The organism is Pelomonas dachongensis (genome assembly GCF_043555865.1).
GTDB classification, from domain to species: domain Bacteria; phylum Pseudomonadota; class Gammaproteobacteria; order Burkholderiales; family Burkholderiaceae_C; genus Pelomonas; species Pelomonas dachongensis.
In genome coordinates this window covers 165,561-184,746 of sequence record NZ_JBIGHY010000002.1, presented here as the reverse complement: position 1 = coordinate 184,746, position 19,186 = coordinate 165,561, and the positions used below count along the sequence as shown (strand labels likewise).

The window sequence follows — 19,186 nt, the reverse complement described above, 5'->3', positions numbered from 1 at the left end:
ACCCCTTGAAGATGAAGCGACGTCCCGCCGTCGTCGTGCTTGCCGCAGGACGCGGATCACGCTTTCGAGGCCCCGGGCACAAGCTCGAACAGCACCTGGGCGACGCAGTCGTCACCGAAACCTTGCTGGCGCGCACACTGCGCCACGCGATCGAGACCCAGTTGCGCGTCGTCGTCGTAACAACACCGGCGCTGGAACCGGCCGTGCTGCAGCTCGTGGCCGCGCGCGACGTGGTCACGCTGCACGAGCGCGACGCGGCCGGGCGCGTACAGCCGGTGGGCATGGGCCACTCCATCGTCGCGGGCGTGGGTGCCACTGGTGACGCCGACGGCTGGTTGATCATGCCTGCGGACATGCCGCTGGTGCGTCCCGCCACCATCCAGGCTGTGGCCGATGGCCTGGAGCGCTTTCCGGTCTGCTACGCGCAGCACCGTGGCATCCAGGGCCATCCGGTCGGCTTCGGCACCGAGCTGTTCTCTGAACTGATGGCCTTACAAGGCGACGAGGGCGCGCGCCGCATCGTGGCGCGCTACCCTGCCCAGGCCATCGAGGTGGAAGACCCCGGCGTGCACATCGACGTGGACACCGCCGAGGACCTGGAGCGGATCAGGCGCTGAGAGGCTGGCACAGCCCGTGTTGCGCGGCAAGGTGGACCTGCCGCTCCAGCTCCAGGTCGCGGATGCCGTGCTCGCGCAGGCCGTGCACGGTGCGCAGGAGATAGTCGAGTGTCGTGCCGTAGCGGCCACTGGCGTGCTGGAAGATGTGCAGCAGCTCGGGCTCCGGCATAGCGCCGGTCCAGTTGGGGCTGCGGCGCGACAGCGTGAAGGCCAGCGCGCGCAGACGGCCGCCCGAGGTGTCGCAGTTCAGCCAGCGCGGCTCGTAGACGCCGTTGGGCATCTCGCGGTCCCACAACTGCAGCAGCACCGGTTCAGCCGCGGCACGCGGCACGCGGTAGACCAGGCCGCGGCAACTGCCACCTGACACCAGCGCCAGCACCAGGCCCGGCTGCTGGGGCGAGCCTCGGTTGGTGCGCGAGCGCATGCGCAGCACGCGGTGGAAGCCCAGCACCCGTGCGGGCAGGGCCTCGGCATACTCGAAGTCCGGCCGCCAGATCAGCGAGCCGTAGGCGAACAGCAGCAGGTCGTCGCCGCTGTTGCGCCATTCGGCCATCGTGCGCTGCAGCAGCTGGGCGCTGCGCGCGGGGCCAGGTGGAATGTGGATTGCCTTTAACGCCATGGCCGGTCATCTTGGCATGCCGGTACCCAGGTCGTAACCCGTGGGATCGTGTGGGCAAGTAATATGGTTACCTAAATTCTCAAGGGTCGGTTACAACCCGCCGCCGGAGACGAACAATGAACTCGATACTGAATGAAGTCACCCAGCGCATCCGCGAGCGCAGCGCCAAGCCGCGCGGCGACTACCTGGCCCGCATCGCCCAGCTGAGCAACCGCCAGCGCGGCTTCGAGCGCATGGGCTGTGCCAACGTGGCGCATGCGGTCGCGGCACTGCCAGCCAACGACAAATTGCGAATCGTGGCCGAGAAGGCGCCGCACCTGGGTGTGGTGACTGCCTACAACGACATGCTGTCGGCGCACCAGCCCTACGAGCACTATCCGGACCTGATCCGCGCCGAGGCCCACAGGCTGGGTGCCACCGTGCAGGTGGCGGGTGGCGTGCCAGCCATGTGCGACGGCGTCACGCAGGGCCTGCCGGGCATGGAGCTGAGCCTGTTCTCGCGCGACACCATCGCGATGAGCACGGCCGTGGCCCTCACGCACGACGTGTTTGACGCCGCGCTGCTGCTGGGCATCTGCGACAAGATCGTGCCGGGCCTGCTGATCGGCGCACTGCATTTCGGCCATCTGCCCACGGTCTTCGTGCCGGCCGGCCCGATGAGTTCTGGCATCAGCAACAGCGAGAAGGCCAAGGTGCGCGAGCTGTACGCGCAGGGCAAGGTCGGCCGCGACGAGCTGCTGAAGAGCGAGTCCGCCGCCTATCACGGCGCCGGCACCTGCACCTTCTACGGCACGGCCAATAGCAATCAGATGCTGCTAGAGGCCATGGGCCTGCACGTGCCCGGCAGCGCCTTCGTGCACCCGCACGACGACCTGCGCACCGCGCTGACGCGCGAGGCCGTCGCCACGGCGCTGGACATCTCCGGCCGCGTCGCCGGCAAGGCGGCCAGGCCCATCGGCCACGTCGTGGACGAGCGCTGCATCGTCAACGCGATGGTGGCGTTGCTCGCCACCGGCGGATCCACCAATCACCTGATCCACTGGGTCGCCGTGGCGCGCTCGGCCGGCATCCTGATCGACTGGACCGACTTCTCGGACCTGTCGGCCGCCGTGCCCCTGCTGTCGCGCGTCTACCCCAACGGCAGCGCCGACGTGAACCAGTTCCAGGCCGCCGGCGGCCCGGGCTTCGTCATCCGCGAGTTGCTGGACATCGGCTTGATGCACGAGGACGTTCTCTCCGTCGGCGGCGAGGGCTTGCGCCCCTACACGTTCGTGCCGCACGCGGTGGGGCAGGGGGGAGAGGTCGTGCGCCAGGCATTGCCGGCTGCGCCCATCGACGACAGCGTCGTGCGCACTGCCGCCGCGCCGTTCAGCACCAGCGGCGGCCTCAAGCTGCTGGCCGGCAACCTGGGCCGCGCCGTCATCAAGTCGTCCGCCGTGCCGGAGGACCGCCACACCGTCGAGGCACCGTGCCGCGTGTTCACGACGCAAGAAGCGATGCTGGCCGCGTTCAAGAACGGCGAGCTGGAGAAGGACGTCGTCGTCGTCGTGCGCTTCCAGGGTCCGCACGCCAACGGCATGCCCGAGCTGCACAAGCTGACGCCGCCGCTGGCCGTGCTGCAGGGCAAGGGCTTCCGCGTCGCGCTGGTGACCGACGGCCGCATGAGCGGCGCGTCCGGCAAGGTGCCGGCGGCCATCCACGTCAGCCCCGAGGCGCTGGCCGGTGGCCCGCTGGCCAAACTGCGCGACGGCGACGTGGTGCGCGTGTGCGCCGTCAACGGTGTGCTGGCCGCGCAGGTGGACGACGCCGAATGGGCGCGCCGCGAGAACGCCCGGCTGGACCCGACGGAGGCGGACGTCAACGCCCACGGTCTGGGCCGCGAACTCTTCGCGGGTCTGCGTCGCAACGTGTTGAGTGCCGAAGAAGGCGCCATCACCTGGCTGTGAAAATACGGGCTGCCAGACCGCCCGAGCGAAGCGAGTCGCTCTGGCATCCCCTGAAAAAAGACAACGAAATGCTTGAAACCCTGAGCTTGGCCAGCCACGGCCCCGTCATCCCCGTCATCGTCATCCAGCGCCTGGAAGACGCTGTGCCTCTGGCCGAAGCGCTGGTCGCCGGCGGCGTCAAGGTGCTCGAAGTCACGCTGCGCACGCCGGTCGCGCTGCAGGCCATGGAAGCCATGGCCAAGGTGCCCGGCGCCATCGTTGGCGCCGGCACGCTGCGCACGCCCGCTGACGTGCGCGCCGCCAAGAACGCCGGTTGCCAGTTCGGCGTCAGCCCCGGCTTCACCGACGCGCTGGCGTCCGCCTGCAACGCCGAAGGCCTGCCGCTGCTGCCCGGCGTGTCGACCGCGTCCGAAGTGATGCAGGCCAACGCGGCCGGCTTCAGCTTCCTGAAGCTGTTCCCTGCCACGGCCGTCGGCGGAGTCAACCTGCTGAAGGCGCTGGGCGGCCCGTTCCCGGATGTGGCGTTCTGCCCAACCGGCGGCATCTCGCTGCAGACGGCGCCCGACTTCCTGAAGCTGTCCAACGTCAAGGTCTGCGGCGGCTCGTGGCTGACGCCGCAAGACGTCATCGATGCCAAGGACTGGGCGCGCATCACAAAGCTGGCCGCCGAAGCCGCCGCGCTGCGCGGCTGACCGCGGCACCTGCCGGGCGAGCTAGCCTGGCACGTCAAACACCAGGCAGGTGGTGCTGGCGTGGGCGTACAGCCTGCCGTCATGCCCCACCAACTGGGCCTCTGACGTGGTCACCTGCCGGCCGCGGTGCACCACGCGGCCCGCGGCGCGCACCAGCGGCACCTGGTCGGTCAGCGCACGCACCAGGTTCACCTTGAACTCCAGCGTCGTGTAGGCCCGGCCCACCGGCAGCGTCGTGTGCACCGCGCAGCCCAGCGCTGAATCGAGCAGCGTGGCGAACCAGCCGCCGTGCACGCTGCCCAGCGGGTTGTAGTGCTTGAACTGCGGCCGACCCTGGAAGATGGCCTCGCCATCGGCGACCGAAATCAGCATGAAATCCAGCGTCTCGCTGATGGGCGGCGGCGGCGCCGTGCCGTCCAGCATGGCCTGCATCTGCTGCAGGCCGGTCTTGCCCGCCAGCAACGCGCGTGGCGCGACGCCCGTACCGGGTTTCAGGCGCGCGCGTACGGCAGCCTCGTCGGCCTGCCATTGCGCCAGGATGTCGTCGGGTGTGAGGGGTGGAGTCATGGCCTGCCGTGCTGGGGTGGAGCGGGAATTGTGTGCAGCCGCGCCTCGCCGCGCTGTCACCAGGCCATCACCCCTTCGATCGACCTTTCGATCACCACTTGCAACCCTTGTTGCGCACCGCATCGATGGCCAGCGGCACGACCGCCAGGATTCCGGCGCCGCTGTAGGCCTTGCGGCAGTCCTTATTGACGGCCTCCTCCATCGACTGCTCCAGCTTGCTCTTGCGCTCGGGCGGAGGCGGCAACAGCTCGACCAGCCCAGTGCTGCGGCGTGCCGTCATGTCGCCGCGCGGCAGCGCCAGGTTCAGCGGCGCACGCGGCGCGCTGGCGGCGGCCGTCGGCGCGCCGGCCAGGCCCGCGCCGGCGTTGGGACGCGAGCCACTGTCGCCTGGCCCGGCCGTGGTGCCGGCCAGCGGCGGCGCGGCTGGATCGCCTCGCGCGGGGCCTGTGGGCGCGGCGACCTGTCCCGGCAGCGCCCCGGCCAGTTCGTTGACGGCCACTGCCGGCGGCGCCGTGCCCAGGCTGGCGCGCGGGTTCTGCGCCGCCTGCAGCGGCGTCACGGCGCTGCCCGGTTCGGCGGCATCCAGGCGGTTCACGGCAGAGGGCAGCTCCTGGGCGCTGGTCAGTGTCGGCGCTGATGCCGTCGTGCGGGGCGGGCTGCGCAATTCGTTCGGCGACGTCATCCGGTTGACACCGCCGCTGTCGCTGGCCGCCTCCAGCCGCTGCACCGGCGCCGGCAACGCCGGGGCGGCCGGCGTCTCGGCCAGCGTGGCAGCGGGCACGGTGCGCAGTTCCGCTGCACGTGTCAGCGGCGTGGTGATGCCGCTGGCCTCCTGGGCTTCGAGGCGGCGCACCGGAGCCGGCAGGTCGACGGCGGTGGCGGCGGCCAGGGGCGTCGGCGGCGCGGCGCGCAGGTCCGCCGCGCGCGGCAGGTCGCTCGCGGTCAGCGTCGCAGGCGCGGCCTCCAGCCGCTGCACCGTCGTGGGCAGGTCGGCGGGTTGCGCGGGCAGTTCGGGGGCGGGCGCGGCGCTTCTCAGGCTGGCCGCCGGCGACAGGGGCGACAGGGGCGTCAGTGCGGCCTCAGGATTCGCCTCTAGCCGCCTGACCGGCGCCGGCAGTTCGGCCGCGGTGACGGGGGGCAGGGTGCTGGCGGCAGGCCGGCTCACGGCCTCCTGCTCGACTGGCCGGAAGCCGTCGGGCAACTGCAGCGTCGCGGTGGTCGGGGCATCGCCGGGGGTAGCGGCGGGCCGGTCAGGGGCCGCGGGTGATGCAGCTGTCTTGCCAGCCGGCGCCAGGGCTGCCGAGGGCGCGGGGGCCTCGCCTGGCGGCGCGTCTGGCTGCGCACCGCTGCGGCCGGTGAGCTTGACGCTGAGGCTGCCCCAGCCGCTCTGGCCCGGCTGGGCCGTGCCGGTGGTGTTGCCGAACATCAGCACCAACCAGACGTGCAGCAGCACCGCCAGCAACAGGCAGCGCCGCAGCACGCGCGGGTCGCGTGGTGCGCGGCGGGGCGGGGCGGCAAGAACGGCGGCGGTCACGGCGGGCGCATTGTGGCCCGGCGGCGCTGCACTTCTGTTGCCGGATGAAGCGGTGAATCAGTGCCGTGCCAACGGGTTCCACAATTCTTCGAGATGGGTGAAGCCCCAGTTCTCGATGGGCTCGCGGCCGACGATCGCGTCCTTTTCCGTGGCGGCCGACAAGTCCAGCAACTGCACCGGGATGGGCATGCCTGACTTGGTGGAATAGAACACCCTGACACGCGGCTTCACGAGCGCATCCGGATTTTGGTCGACGACGACCGCCAGCCGCCCTGACTGCATCCGCACCAGCGTCCCGGTCGGGTAGATGCCCACACTCTTCACGAAGGCCTGGAACACAGCGGGATCGAAATGACCCGTCCACTGCGACATTCGCTGCAGCGAGCCGGCCGGGTCCCACGGCGTCCGGTAGGGCCGGATCGACGTGATGGCGTCGTAGACATCGCAGATGGCGCCCATGCGCGCCATCAGGCTGATCTGGTCGCCGACCAGCTTGTGGGGGTAGCCGCTGCCATCCATCTTCTCGTGGTGATGCAGGCAGACATCCAGCGCCACGGCCGGCACCTGCGCGCCGTCTCTCAGCAACTCGTGGCCGCGCTCGGGATGGGTGCGCATGACCGTGAACTCGGCGTCGGTCAGTTGCCCGGGCTTGTTCAGCACCTCAAGCGGCATCTGCATCTTGCCGATGTCGTGCAGCAGGCCAGCCATGCCGGCTTCGCGGACCTGCCGGTCAGGCAGGCCCAGCTGGCGCGCCAGCCCGATCATCAGCGCGCACACGGCGACCGAATGCATGTAGGTGTAGTCGTCGCGCGTCTTCAGCCGTGCCAGGCTGACGAACGCCGAGGGGTTGCGGGCCAGCGAGCTGGCAACGTCTTCGACGACCGGCAGGCAGCGCTCGGTGTTGACGGCCTGGCCCAGGCGGGCCTCGGAAAACATCGCCACGACCGCCTGCTTGGAGCGGTTCAGTGCCTGCGCGGCGCGCTCGATCTCGCCCTCCAGCGTGCCGTTAACCGAGGCGGCCACCGGCGGTGTCGCAGGAGTCGACGGGATAGGCGGGGCGGGCAGCGGTTCGGGCGCAGTGATCAAGGGCGCTGCGGCGGCGCCCTCGACGTCACACCCCTTGCTGATGTCGATCCAGACCGTTGGCACGCTGCTGCGCTGCAGTGCGGCCAGGTCCTGCGGATCGTGCAGCACGAACTTCGTTTTCCAGAAGGGGTGCGACAACCAGGGGCCATCCAGCGACTGGAGGTACATCCCCAGCGTCACGTCGGAGGTCGGGATCTTCTTCAGCATGATCTGACGAGCGAGTGAGAGCCGCAGTATCTGCCTCGGCCCGGCGCCCCGGCGTGACCCAGTTGGCGTTCGACGGCCCCGGGCTGACTGCAGGTCGGCGCGGACGGCTGGTGGTCAGCTTCGTGAAGGGCTGCGGGATGCGGCCAGCGTGTGCCGGACGTCGCCGCACGGCTGACCCTGGACGTCGATGCTGCGTTCCGCGATATGGGTGACGCGGCGTCCGTCGGCCAGCGCCTCGACCACCAGCACGGTGGCGCAGCGCGTGCCGTACGACGCCTGTCCCGGCCGCTGGGGATCAAGCAGCCGCACGAAGCGCGGCGACAGCAGGCGTTCGCGCGCCAGCCCAACGCCGGTGTCGGGCAGATCGGCATCGGCCGCCGGCCGGTCGTCGGCCAGCGCTGCGAACAGCACGTCGGTCAGCCGTGCCGGATTGTCGCCGTCGGCCAGTGCGGCTGCGAGCGCCGCCTTCAGCCCGACAGTCTTGGGCCACGGTGTGTCCAGCGCCGCGTTGGACACACCGTGGATGCCGTCGCCGAGTGGCTGCGGATGTGGCGCGCGGTTGCTGATCCAGTGCCACGCATCCTGAGCCAGATCGGCCGCAATCAGGTTGAAGCCGTTGTAGCCCTCGGGCAGCCCGCGCGCAAAGCTCATTGCGTCGGCGGGGGTGGTCAGCCAGTCCACTACCAGCGCACCTCGCGAGGGGGCGTCGGGGTCCTGGCGGGCCGGTTCACGCACGTTGGTCAGCAGCGCGAGCCGGCCTGCGCGCGTCAGGCCGAACCAGGTGCCGCCCGCCACGAGATCACGGCCAGCGAGGATGTCCGTGCCCTGCGCCCACCACCAGGTCATCGGCGCCGCCGGGCGCGCAAAGAACTCGTCACGGTTGGCGGCGATGACCAGCGGGAAGCGCGGGTGAGCGTTCAGTGCGAATGCGGCGAGGCACATGGCTGGAGGCTGTGAATGGACCCGGCGCGGTCGAGCAAACCGCCGCAGCGGCGCCAATCAAGGCGCAAAGCGCAGTCCGGAGCTTGCGCTACGGCAAGCATTTGCAACGCCGAGTGGCGGCGTTGCGGGGGAAAGAGCGGGCGTGCCGGGTTCGTTCACAGAGTCCTAGCATTCGACGATGTTGACGGCCAAGCCGCCGCGTGCCGTTTCCTTGTACTTTGTCATCATGTCGGCGCCGGTGTCGCGCATGGTCTTGATGACTTTGTCCAGGCTGACGAAGTGCGTGCCGTCGCCCCGCAGCGCCATGCGTGCCGCGTTGATGGCCTTCACCGACGCGATGGCGTTGCGCTCGATGCAGGGGATCTGCACAAGGCCACCCACCGGGTCGCAGGTCAGGCCCAGGTGGTGCTCCATGCCGATCTCGGCGGCGTTTTCCACCTGCTCGGGCGTGCCTCCCATGACCTGGCACAGCGCGGCGGCGGCCATTGAGCAGGCTACGCCCACCTCGCCTTGGCAGCCGACCTCGGCGCCGCTGATGGACGCGTTTTCCTTGTAGAGGATGCCGATGGCGGCGGCGGTCAGCAGGAAATCGCTGACGCCTTTCTGCGTGCTGCCATGCACGAAGCGCGTGTAGTAGTGCAGCACCGCCGGGATGATGCCTGCCGCGCCGTTGGTGGGCGCCGTGACGACGCGGCCGCCAGCGGCGTTTTCTTCATTGACCGCCAGTGCATACAGGTTGACCCAGTCCATCACCTGCAGCGGATCGCGCAGCGCGGCCTCGGGGTTGGCGGTCAGGTCGCGGTGCAGTTGCGCGGCGCGGCGCTTCACCTTGAAGCCACCGGGCAGGATGCCCTCGGTCTTGCAGCCGCGCGTGACGCAAGCCTGCATGACGGCCCAGATATTCATCAGGCCGGCATCGATCTCGGCTTCGCTGCGCCAGTGGCACTCGTTGCGGCGCATCAGCTCGGCGATGGACAGTCCGTGGCGCTTCGTCTGCACCAGCAGTTCGTCACCGGTTTTGAAAGGGTAGGGCAGCACGGTCACGTCGGGCGCGATGACCTTCTGCTTGCTGCCGTCGGCAGCCACCTCGTCGCTGACGATGAAGCCGCCGCCGACCGAGTAGTAGACGCGGTTGGCTGTTTCTTGACCGTCCGCATCGAACGCGATGCAGCGCATGCCGTTGGCGTGGAAGGGCAGCGTCTCGCGGCGCTTGAAGATCAGGTCCTTGGCCTCGTCAAAAGCGATCTTGTGCTGGCCGACGAGGTTCAGGTCGCCGGCGCGGATCACGTCCAGCAGCGCGGGGATGGATTCCACGTCCACCGTGTCGGGCTCATGCCCGGCCAGGCCCAGCAGCACGGCCTTGTCGCTGCCATGGCCCTTGCCGGTGGCACCGAGCGAGCCGTACAGGATGACCTGCACGCGGGCCACTTTGTCCAGCAGCCCGTCGTGCTGCAGGCGCAGGCCGAAGAGTCGCGCGGCGCGCATCGGGCCCACCGTGTGCGAGCTGCTCGGGCCGATGCCGATTTTGAAGAGGTCGAAAACCGAAACCGCCATGACTACCTCGATTCAGCAGAAGAAGTCGGGGCAGCTTTTGGCCACCCCGACTTGGCAGCAAACCACGCTTCGCCGATGTCGCGGCGATGTGTGGTTGTTCTTGTGAAGATGGCTCAAGCCTCTTCGTATTCGCTCAGCGGCACACAGCTGCAGAACAGGTTGCGGTCGCCGTAGACGTTGTCCACGCGGCCCACCGGCGACCAGTACTTCTGGCGGCGCAGCGACGGCAGCGGGAATGCAGCAGCCTCACGGCTGTAGCTGTGCGTCCAGTCAGTCGCGCTGACGACCATGGACGTGTGCGGTGCATTGACCAGCGGGTTGTCCTCGCGACTGACCTTGCCGGCCTCGACGTCGGCGATCTCCTGGCGGATCTGGATCATCGCGTCGATGAAGCGGTCCAGTTCGGCCCGGGATTCGCTCTCGGTGGGCTCAACCATCAACGTGCCGGCGACCGGGAAGCTCAGCGTCGGCGCGTGGAAACCGTAGTCGATGAGGCGCTTGGCGACGTCTTCGGCGCTGACGCCTGAGCTGTCCTTCAGCGGGCGCAGGTCCAGGATGCACTCGTGGGCCACCCCACCACCCTTGACGCCATCAACGCCGCCGGAGAAGTGGATGTCGTAGTGGTCGCTTAGGCGCGCTGCCACGTAGTTGGCCGACAGGATGGCCACCTCGGTCGACTTCTTCAGGCCCTCGGCGCCCATCATGCGGATGTACATCCACGAGATCGGCAGCACGGCCGCGTTGCCCAGCGGGGCAGCGGACACAGCACCGATGTTGCTGGCCTTGCCGAGGCCGGCCGTGCGGTGCGCCGGCAGGAAGGGCACGAGGTCGTCCACCACGCAGACCGGGCCAACGCCCGGGCCGCCGCCGCCGTGCGGGATGCAGAAGGTCTTGTGCAGATTCAGGTGGCTGACGTCACCGCCGAACTCGCCGGGAGCGGCCACGCCGACCAGCGCGTTCATGTTGGCACCGTCCACGTAGACGCGGCCGCCGTGGGCCTTCACCATCGCGCAGATCTCCTTCACGTGCGTGTCGAACACGCCGTACGTGGAGGGGTAGGTGATCATGATCGCGGCGAGCTTGGTCGAATGCTGTTCGCACTTGGCCTTCAGGTCGGCCAGATCAATGTTGCCTTCCTTGTCGCACTTGGTGACGACGACCGACATGCCGCACATCTGCGCGGACGCGGGGTTGGTGCCGTGGGCCGATTCGGGGATCAGGCAGACCGTGCGCTGGTGGTCGCCGCGCGACTCGTGCCAGGCCTTGATGGCCAGCAGGCCGGCGTACTCGCCCTGCGAACCGGCGTTGGGCTGCAGGCTGATGCCAGCGTAGCCGGTGCACTCGGTCAGCCACTTCTGCAGCAGCGTGTCCAACTCGGCGTAGCCGGCCAACTGGTCCTGCGGCGCGAACGGGTGGACGCCCGCGAACTCGGGCCAGGTGATGGGGATCATCTCGGCCGTCGCGTTCAGCTTCATCGTGCACGAGCCCAGCGGGATCATGCTGCGGTCCAGCGCCAGATCCTTGTCCGACAGGCTGCGGATGTAGCGCAGCATCTCGGTTTCGCTGTGGTGCGTGTTGAAGACCGGGTGCGTCAGGTAGGCGCTGGTGCGGCGCAGCTGAGCCGGGATCAGACTCTCAACGCCGGCGGCGAACTCGGCCACGGTCGGCACCGTCGCACCGGCGGGCGCGAACCAGCCCCAGATGGCTTCGACATCGGCGCGCGACGTCGTTTCGTCCAGCGCGATGCCGACATGCGTGTCGCTCAGCTTGCGCAGGTTGGCCTGGGCCGCGACAGCCTTGGCCATCACGGCGGCAACATCGCACTCGACCAGCAGCGTGTCGAACACATGCGGCGTGACGACCTTGACGCCCATGCGCGTCAGGCCGGCGTGCAGGATGGCCGTGTAGCTTGCAACCCGCTCGGCGATGCGCTTCAGGCCCTGCGGGCCGTGGTAGACGGCGTACATGCTGGCCACGACGGCAGGCAACACCTGCGCCGTGCAGATGTTTGACGTGGCCTTCTCACGGCGGATGTGCTGCTCGCGGGTCTGTAGTGCCAGCCGCATGGCAGGGTGGCCTTGCGCGTCTTTGGACACGCCGACCAGGCGGCCGGGCATGGAGCGCTTGAACTCGTCCTTGCAGGCCAGGAAGGCGGCGTGCGGGCCGCCGGCGCCCATGGGCATGCCGAAGCGCTGGCTGTTGCCGACGACGATGTCGGCGCCGAACTCGCCGGGCGAGGTCAGCAGCGTCAGCGCCAGCAAGTCGGTACAGACGATGAAAGCCGCCTGCTTGGCGTGTGCCTGTTCGGTGAAGGCCTTCAGGTCATGGATGAGGCCGGTGGTGCTGGGGTATTGGCAGACGACGGCGAAGTAGTCGTGCTCTGCCATCAGAGTCGGCGCCATGCCGACCAGCACTTCGAGGCCCAGCGGCTTGCAGCGCGTTTGAATGACTTCGATGGTCTGCGGATGAACGTCGCCAGCGACGATGAGGGTGTTGCTCTTGCTCTTGACCGAGCGCTTGGCCAGCGTGACGGCCTCGGCGGCCGACGTGGCTTCGTCCAGCATCGAGCCGTTGGCGATGTCCATGCCGGTGAGGTCGGTCACCAGCGTCTGGAAGTTCAAGATGGCTTCCATGCGTCCCTGCGAGATCTCCGCTTGATAAGGCGTGTAGGCCGTGTACCAAGCGGGGTTTTCGAGGATGTTGCGCAGGATGACGCCCGGCGTGTGCACGCCGTAGTAACCCTGACCGATGAAGCTCTTGTAGACCTTGTTCTTGCCGGCGATGAGCTTCAGCTCGGCCAGCGCGCCCGCCTCGGTGATGGGGGCGGGCAGCTTCATGCTCTGCGAGCGGCGGATGGCCGCGGGCACGACCGCGTCGATTAGCGCGGTGCGGCTGGCCACGCCGATGGCGGCGCACATCAAGGATTCATCGACGGCATCCGGCCCGATGTGGCGGGCGTGGAATTCGGAGGCGTCTTCGAGTTGGGAGAGCGGCGTCGGCATGGCAGGGCTACTTCGAGAAATTACAGAGTCTTCAGCAGGGCGTCGTAGGCGGTGGCATCCATCAACGCGTCGAGCTGGCTGGGGTTGCTCAAGCGCACCTTGAAGAACCAGCCGGCCTTCAGCGGGTCGGAGTTGGCCAGAGCCGGGTCGTCGCGCAGCGCTTCGTTGACCTCGGTGATCTCGCCGTCCACCGGCATGTAGACATCGGCCGCGGCCTTGACGGACTCGACGACGCCAGCGACTTCCTTCTCGGCGTAGGTCTTGCCCACTTCGGGCAGGTCCACGAAGACCACGTCGCCCAGCGCATCCTGCGCGTGCACGGTGATGCCGACCGTCGCGGTGCCGTCACCGTGGACTTCCAGCCATTCGTGGTCGGGGGTGTATTTGATGGACATGCTCAGCCTCTGTAGTAGCGGTTGGGGGTGAAGGGGGTAGGGGAGACGACCATCGGCGTGCGCTTGTCGCGCACGACGGCAAAGACTTCGGTGCCGACGGCGGTGTGCTCCTTCGCCAGGTAGGCGAGGGCGACCGGCTGGTTGACGGTGGGGCCCAGCGTGCCGCTGGTGACGGTGCCGATCTCTGTGCCGTCCGCGGTGACGATCTTGGCGCCTTCACGCACCGGCATGCGTTCCCTGCCGACGAGGCCGACGCGCTTGCGCGCAGCGCCGTTGGCCAACTGCTCATCGATAACCGCTGCACCGGGATAGCCGCCGGCACGGGCGCCACCGGCGCGGCGCACCTTCTGGATGGCCCAGGTGATGGACGCTTCCACCGGCGTCGTGGTCTCGTTGATGTCGTGGCCGTAAAGGCATAGACCTGCTTCCAGGCGCAGCGAGTCGCGAGCGCCGAGGCCGATGGGCTTGACCTCGGCATGGGCCAACAGCTTGCGGGCCAGCGCCACGGCGTCGTCCTCGTGGACGGAGATCTCGTAGCCGTCTTCGCCGGTATAGCCCGAGCGGGTCAGGAAGGTGCCGATGCCGTCGAGGCTGAAGAAGCCACCGGTCATGAAGGTCAGCTTGGCGACTTCGGGGTTCAGGCGGCTCAGCACGTCCACGGCCTGCGGGCCTTGCAGCGCCAGCAGCGCGCGCTCAGGCACGGGGATGACTTCGCAGCGCGAGCCGATGTGCTTTTGCATGTGAGCGATGTCCTGCTCCTTGCAGCCGGCGTTCACGACGACGAACAGGTCGTCGGGACGCCGACACACCATCAGGTCGTCCAACAGGCCGCCCTGGTCGTTGGTGAACAGCGCGTAGCGTTGCTTGAACACGCCCAGGTCGATGATGTCGACGGGCACCAGCGTTTCGAGCGCAGCGGCGGCATCGGCGCCGACCAGCCGCACCTGGCCCATGTGCGACACGTCGAACAGGCCGGCGGCGGCCCGCGTGTGCTTGTGCTCGGCCATCACGCCGGTGGGGTATTGCACCGGCATGTCGTAGCCGGCGAAGGGCACCATCTTGGCGCCGAGCTCGACGTGGAGGGCGTGCAGGGGCGTTTTCAGCAAAGAGGACATCAGTAGCTCCGACGGAATTCGGGTGTGGATGTCCTCGCTGTCCCTGGTACTTGAGAGATTGACCCTGGCGAATCGCCGCAGGCTTGCCCCTTCAGTGGACGGGCTCAAGGACCCGTCTCTCTCCAGTGAGGAACGCGTCGAGTGTCTGCCAGTCGGCGCGACCTCTCAACACGTTTCGTCAGTCCTTCTGCCTGAGCGTTGTTGCGCCTTCGGCGGCTCCCAAGAATCCCGGAGCGCTCTCCTGACGGGCCGCATTCTAGCCATCAGCCACGCGAGGCTTCTTCAAACTTGTCGACTTCTCGCAGGCGCGGGAACAGCCGGCTCCACAACGCGACGATGCCCAGCGTGCAGACCGCCCCTGTAACGGCTGCCGGCACCGCACCCATCGCGTGGGCCGCCGTGCCGGCGCGGAACTCGCCAAGCTCGTTGGACGAGCCGATGAACAGCATGTTCACGGCGTTGACGCGGCCGCGCATGTCGTCGGGCGTGGAGAACTGCACCAGCGCGCCGCGGATGTACATGCTGACCATGTCGGAAGCGCCGGCGACGACCAGCGCTGCGAACGACAGCCAGAACCAGTGCGACAGCGCGAACACCAGGTTGGCCGCGCCGAACACGGCCACGGCGATGAACATGCGCCGGCCGACGTGTGCGTCGAACGGCCGCGTGGCAAGGTACAGCCCGGTGGCGACCTCGCCAAAAGCCATCGCGCTGCGCAGCGCACCCAGACCGGCGGGGCCGACGTTCAGCACCTCATGGGCGTAGACGGGCAGCAGCGCGATGACGCCGCCCAGCAGCACGGCGAACAGGTCCAGCGAGATGGTGCCCAGGATGATGGGCCGGCTGCGGATGAAACGGATGCCGGCACCGAAGCGCTGCCAGATGGTGCCGCCCACGGCGACCGCCACTGCACGCGCCACCGGCACGCGCAGCAGCAGCACGGTGCCGAGACCCAGGCTGGCAAAGCAGACCGCATACGTCAGCTCGCCGCCGCCGGCTGCATACAGCAGCCCGCCCAGGAAAGGCCCGCCGATGCTGGCCACGCGCAGCAGCATGCTGTTGGCGGCCAGCGCCTGGGCGAGCTGCTCGCGCGGCACGATCTGCGGCAGCAGGCTCTGCAGCGCCGGCGCCGAGAACGCCCGTGCGCAGCCGAACACCACCAGCACCGCGTAGATGCCGTCGACACCTGACTCCCCGTGGCCGGACAGCCACCACAGCCCGGCCGCGCACAGCGTGCTCAGGCCCCAGGCCGCCGCCAGGATGGGCTTGCGGCTGAAGCGATCGATCAGGTCGCCCGCCGGCAACAGCAACACCAGCATCGGGATGAACTGCGCCAGGCCCACGTAGGCCAGCGCGATGGGCTCACGCGTCAGGTCGTACACCTGCCACGCGACGACCACCGCCTGGATCTGCGTGGCCAGCACGGCCAGCAGCCGGGCGATCAGGAAGTTCGTGAAGCCGGCGTGCCGGTAGATGCTGGTGGCGGACGGAGCGGAGGCGGACAAGGCGCGGAGGCCGGCTGACGGCGAGACGGGAGAGGCAACTCAGTGTAGGCAGACATCGCCGGCCCGGGGCCCACGGGGGCTTGGCCGGCGGCGAAGGCCGCCTTCAATCGCCGTGGCCGTGCGCCGTCTCCAGCGCGTGGCTGTCGATGGGCATGGACTTGCCTTCTCCCCCGTCGAAGAACAGCGGCTTGCGCGCCTTGGCCACGGGGGCCAACTGGTTCATCGTCCTCGCGTCGTAGAGCCGGCCGTTCTGCATGACCTGCCCCACGCGGTCGCTTTGGCGGATGTCGTCCAGCGGGTTGCCGTCGATGACGACGAGGTCAGCCAGCTTGCCAGGCTCGATGGAGCCCAGGTCCTTGTCGAAGCCGAAGTTGCGGGCTGGGTTGATGGTCGCGGCGCGCAGCGCGTCATGCGGGCTCATGCCACCCAGCACCAGCATCCACATCTCCCAGTGCGCGCCCAGGCCCTCGCGCTGGCCGTGCGCGCCGATCATCACGTTGACGCCGGCCTTGGACAGCTCGTTGGCCGTGCGCGCCACGCGCAGGATGTTGAAGTCTTCCTCGGGCGCCGTCTCGCGGCGGATGGAGCGCGGCTCCAGCACCGCGCGCGGCACGTAGCGGCTCAGCAGCGGATGCTTCCAGACCTCCGTGCGGGCGTACCAGTAGTGCTCGCCGTCCAGGCCGCCGTAGCCCACGTTCAGCGTCGGGTTGTAGCCCACTGCGTTCTGGCGCCACAGCTGCTTGACGTCGTCCCACACTTCGGCCAGCGGCAGCGAGTGCTCGACGGTCGTGTGGCCGTCCACCACCATGCTCATGTTGTTCTGGAACAGCGAGCCGCCTTCGGGCACCACCATCATCTGCGTCTGGCGCGCGGCCTCCAGCACCTGCTGGCGCTGGTCGCGGCGCGGCTGCTGGTAGCTCTTCACGCTGATCGCACCTTCGGCCTTCTGGCGGTTCAGATGGGTCAGCGCGTCGTCCAGCCCGTTGACGACGGCCGTGATGGGCGTGCGGGCGCCATAGAGGATGCTGCCGGTCGAGTAGATGCGCGGGCCGGTGACGATGCCGGCACGCTGCATCTCGGCCTGCGTGAACACGGCCGCGTTCAGGTTGCTCGGGTCGTGCAGAGTCGTCACGCCGAAGGCCAGCGAGGCAAGGTTGACCCAGCTCTGCTGCGGGATCAGCCCGCCGTCATTCATCGCCCCGTGCCAGTGGCCGTCGATGAAGCCGGGCACGATGGTCTTGCCGGTGGCGTCGATTCGCTTCGCGTCGGCGGGAATGGCGACGTCCTTGCCAATGGCCGCAATGCGGTTGCCGTCGATCAGCACCGTGCCGCCTTCGATGACCTCATCCCCCTTCATCGTCACGATGCGCGCACCGGTCAGCGCGATCTTGCCTGCCGGCTTGTCGCTGGCCTGCTCGAAGCCGATCTTCTGGCTGGTGGCCTTGTCTTTCCCTTCGGCGCTGGCCGTGAACAGCTCGTCACCCAGCGTGAAGTGCAGGCGCTTGGCGTCGCCGCTCCAGTGCAGCGCGTAGCCGGCGTTCACGTCCAGTTGACGCACCGGCAGCGCGTCCATCTTGGCGCCCACGGTGATGACCTTGCCGGACTGGCCCTGCACGTTGGGCAGCGGCATCACATAGGCGTGGAAGCGCTCGACGAAGCCCAGCGACTGGCCGTCCGGCGACACGCTGTATTCGCTGGCGAAATCACTGCGCACGATCTCGGTCTCGCTGCGGTCGTGCAGGCTCAGACGCATCAGCGAGAAGCGCTGGTCGACCTCGCTGGGGCTGCTGACCTTCGTGAAGAACAGCTCGTCGCCCTTGCTGCCGAACTGCGGCGCGTTACCTTCCTTGGCGATGCGCTCGGTGGTGCCCGAGCCATCGGCCGCGGCCAGGTAGAGGCCGGTGTCGAGGCTGTGCCAGGGGCTGGTCAGGCTGCCGCCCTTGATCTTGCGATAGACGAGCTGCTTGCCGTCCGGCGACAGCCGCGGCTCCAGGTACTTGCCGGGCTCCTTGATCAGCACGGTCTCCTTGCCGGAAGCGATGTCGAGACGGCGGATCGTGCCCTGCGTGTCGTCGCGCCAGGTCGCGTAGACGATGCTCTTGCCGTCGCGCGCCCAGTGCGGTGCCAGCTCGAAGGCGTCGTTCTGCTGGGTCAGGCGGCGCGGCGTGCCGCCGGGCAAGTCCTTCAGCCACAGCGATCCCAGCGCCGCGTAGACGACGCGCTTGCCGTCCGGCGACACCTGCGCGCCGCGCAACTGGCGCACGGTGAATTGGTCGGGCGCCACGGCGTGTGCATAGCGCATCGGCTCGCGCATCTCGCGCGTGTCCTTCACGTGGAAGGGGATGTCGGCGGCCGTGCCCTTGAACGGGTCCACGCGCCAGATCCTGCCCTCGGCCCAGACGACGATCTCCTTGCTGCCAGGCATCCACGCGAAGCTGGGGTAGACGCCCCACATCGCCCAAATTTCCTGAAGGTCGCGCGACAGGCCGCTCCAGGCCGGGCGCTCCACGCCGGTCTGCAGATCCTTCAGGAACAGCGTGCTCTGGTTGCGCACGCGGCGCACGAAGGCCAGGTACTTGCCGTCCGGCGACGGCGTGGGGCGCACGGCGCCGCCGGCACCTTGCACAAAGGCTTCAACGGAGCCGTCCGAGAGGTCCTGGCGGAAGATCTTGTAGATCTCGCCGTTGCTGTCCTTGTTGTACTCAAACGCGCGGCCGGGCGTCGTGTCCTGCGAGTAGTACAGGTACTTGCCGTCCGGCGACACGGCGGGCTCGCCCAGGTCCTTCTGCCAATTGGGCTTCTCGTTGAGCTGCACACCCCTGTTCTTGGCCGCGTCGCCTTCGACGTGGAACAGCCAGATCTCGCCCGAGCCGGCGCTGCGCGTGCCGGTGTAGTGCTTGCGGGCCAGCAGGTACTTGCCGTTGGGGTGCCACACCGGGTTGTTCAGCAGCCGGAAGTCTTCCTTCGTGACGGCGCGGGCGTCGCTGCCGTCCACGTTCATGAGCCAGACGTTGTCGCCGCCGCCAGCGTCGCTGAGGAAAGCGATCTGCCTGCCGTCGGGCGAGAAGCGGGCCTGCTGCTCCCAGGCGATGGAGTGCGTCAGCGCCTTGGCCTCGCCGCCGGCGATGGGCAGCGTGTAGAGGTCGCCCAGCAGGTCGAACAGAACCGTCTTGCCGTCGGGGCTGACGTCCACGCTCATCCACGTGCCGCTCTTCACGTCGATCTGCGCCGTCTTGGCGACGCCGGGCGGCGCGTTGACGCTCCAGGACGCAGGCTTGGCGGCTTCCTGCGCATTCGCGGCCAGGGCGGCGGCCAACAGCAGGGCGGGGGCGGCGGTCAGACGGGGCATGGAGCAGGGTTTGGGGGTGAACAAAACCTTCGATGCTAACGAAGGGAGGCTTGCTC

Annotated in this window: 14 protein-coding genes and 2 riboswitches; of the genes, 3 read left to right on the top strand and 11 right to left on the bottom strand. The window is 68.6% G+C overall.

The window, feature by feature from the left end; translation table 11 throughout:
- Positions 1–11 precede the first annotated feature (11 nt).
- Positions 12–617: a nucleotidyltransferase family protein gene (locus tag ACG02S_RS05520; protein ID WP_394469444.1), complete on the top strand. Its 606-nt coding sequence runs from the start codon at positions 12–14 to the stop codon at positions 615–617.
- Here the strand turns inward: ACG02S_RS05520 and ACG02S_RS05515 are convergent.
- Positions 607–1,236, bottom strand: coding sequence for a gamma-glutamylcyclotransferase (locus tag ACG02S_RS05515; protein ID WP_394469443.1), 630 nt, complete (start codon positions 1,234–1,236; stop codon positions 607–609). The two genes, ACG02S_RS05520 and ACG02S_RS05515, sit on opposite strands and share 11 nt — an antisense overlap.
- Positions 1,237–1,352: 116 nt before the next feature.
- Between ACG02S_RS05515 and edd the strand changes: the two genes are divergently transcribed.
- Positions 1,353–3,182 carry a phosphogluconate dehydratase gene (gene edd / locus ACG02S_RS05510; protein WP_394469442.1) on the top strand — a complete coding sequence of 610 codons (1,830 nt, stop codon included), beginning with the start codon at positions 1,353–1,355 and terminating at the stop codon, positions 3,180–3,182.
- 68 nt (positions 3,183–3,250) lie between these two features.
- Positions 3,251–3,874, top strand: coding sequence for a bifunctional 4-hydroxy-2-oxoglutarate aldolase/2-dehydro-3-deoxy-phosphogluconate aldolase (locus ACG02S_RS05505; protein WP_394469441.1), 624 nt, complete (start codon positions 3,251–3,253; stop codon positions 3,872–3,874).
- A 21-nt stretch (positions 3,875–3,895) separates the two neighbouring features.
- On the opposite strand, the gene ACG02S_RS05500 is transcribed toward ACG02S_RS05505, so the two are convergent.
- The 10 genes from ACG02S_RS05500 to ACG02S_RS05455 all read right to left on the bottom strand — a co-directional run bounded on the left by ACG02S_RS05500 (position 3,896) and on the right by ACG02S_RS05455 (position 19,130).
- Positions 3,896–4,441 (bottom strand): PaaI family thioesterase, encoded by a 546-nt coding sequence (locus ACG02S_RS05500; protein WP_394469440.1) that lies wholly within the window; start codon positions 4,439–4,441, stop codon positions 3,896–3,898.
- Between the two features lie 91 nt (positions 4,442–4,532).
- On the bottom strand, positions 4,533–5,975 hold the full coding sequence (locus tag ACG02S_RS05495) for a hypothetical protein (protein ID WP_394469439.1): 1,443 nt from the start codon (positions 5,973–5,975) through the stop codon (positions 4,533–4,535).
- Between the two features lie 57 nt (positions 5,976–6,032).
- Positions 6,033–7,268, bottom strand: coding sequence for a cyclic di-GMP phosphodiesterase (locus tag ACG02S_RS05490; protein WP_394469438.1), 1,236 nt, complete (start codon positions 7,266–7,268; stop codon positions 6,033–6,035).
- 114 nt (positions 7,269–7,382) lie between these two features.
- Positions 7,383–8,210, bottom strand: a complete 828-nt coding sequence (locus tag ACG02S_RS05485) for an NRDE family protein (RefSeq protein ID WP_394469437.1) — start codon at positions 8,208–8,210, stop codon at positions 7,383–7,385.
- 165 nt (positions 8,211–8,375) lie between these two features.
- Positions 8,376–9,764, bottom strand: a complete 1,389-nt coding sequence (locus tag ACG02S_RS05480) for an L-serine ammonia-lyase (RefSeq protein WP_394469436.1) — start codon at positions 9,762–9,764, stop codon at positions 8,376–8,378.
- 113 nt (positions 9,765–9,877) lie between these two features.
- The gene (gene gcvP, locus ACG02S_RS05475; protein WP_394469435.1) at positions 9,878–12,766 is read right to left on the bottom strand and encodes an aminomethyl-transferring glycine dehydrogenase; all 2,889 of its coding nucleotides are present in this window, start codon (positions 12,764–12,766) and stop codon (positions 9,878–9,880) included.
- Positions 12,767–12,786: 20 nt separating this feature from the next.
- Positions 12,787–13,161, bottom strand: coding sequence for a glycine cleavage system protein GcvH (gcvH, locus tag ACG02S_RS05470; RefSeq protein ID WP_394469434.1), 375 nt, complete (start codon positions 13,159–13,161; stop codon positions 12,787–12,789).
- Between the two features lie 2 nt (positions 13,162–13,163).
- Positions 13,164–14,276, bottom strand: coding sequence for a glycine cleavage system aminomethyltransferase GcvT (gene gcvT, locus ACG02S_RS05465; RefSeq protein WP_394469433.1), 1,113 nt, complete (start codon positions 14,274–14,276; stop codon positions 13,164–13,166).
- 27 nt (positions 14,277–14,303) lie between these two features.
- A riboswitch (glycine riboswitch) is annotated at positions 14,304–14,412 on the bottom strand.
- 33 nt (positions 14,413–14,445) lie between these two features.
- Positions 14,446–14,530: riboswitch (glycine riboswitch) on the bottom strand.
- Positions 14,531–14,539: 9 nt separating this feature from the next.
- On the bottom strand, positions 14,540–15,781 hold the full coding sequence (locus tag ACG02S_RS05460) for an MFS transporter (RefSeq protein WP_394469432.1): 1,242 nt from the start codon (positions 15,779–15,781) through the stop codon (positions 14,540–14,542).
- Positions 15,782–15,884: 103 nt separating this feature from the next.
- Positions 15,885–19,130 carry an amidohydrolase family protein gene (locus ACG02S_RS05455; protein ID WP_394469431.1) on the bottom strand — a complete coding sequence of 1,082 codons (3,246 nt, stop codon included), beginning with the start codon at positions 19,128–19,130 and terminating at the stop codon, positions 15,885–15,887.
- Positions 19,131–19,186 lie beyond the last annotated feature (56 nt).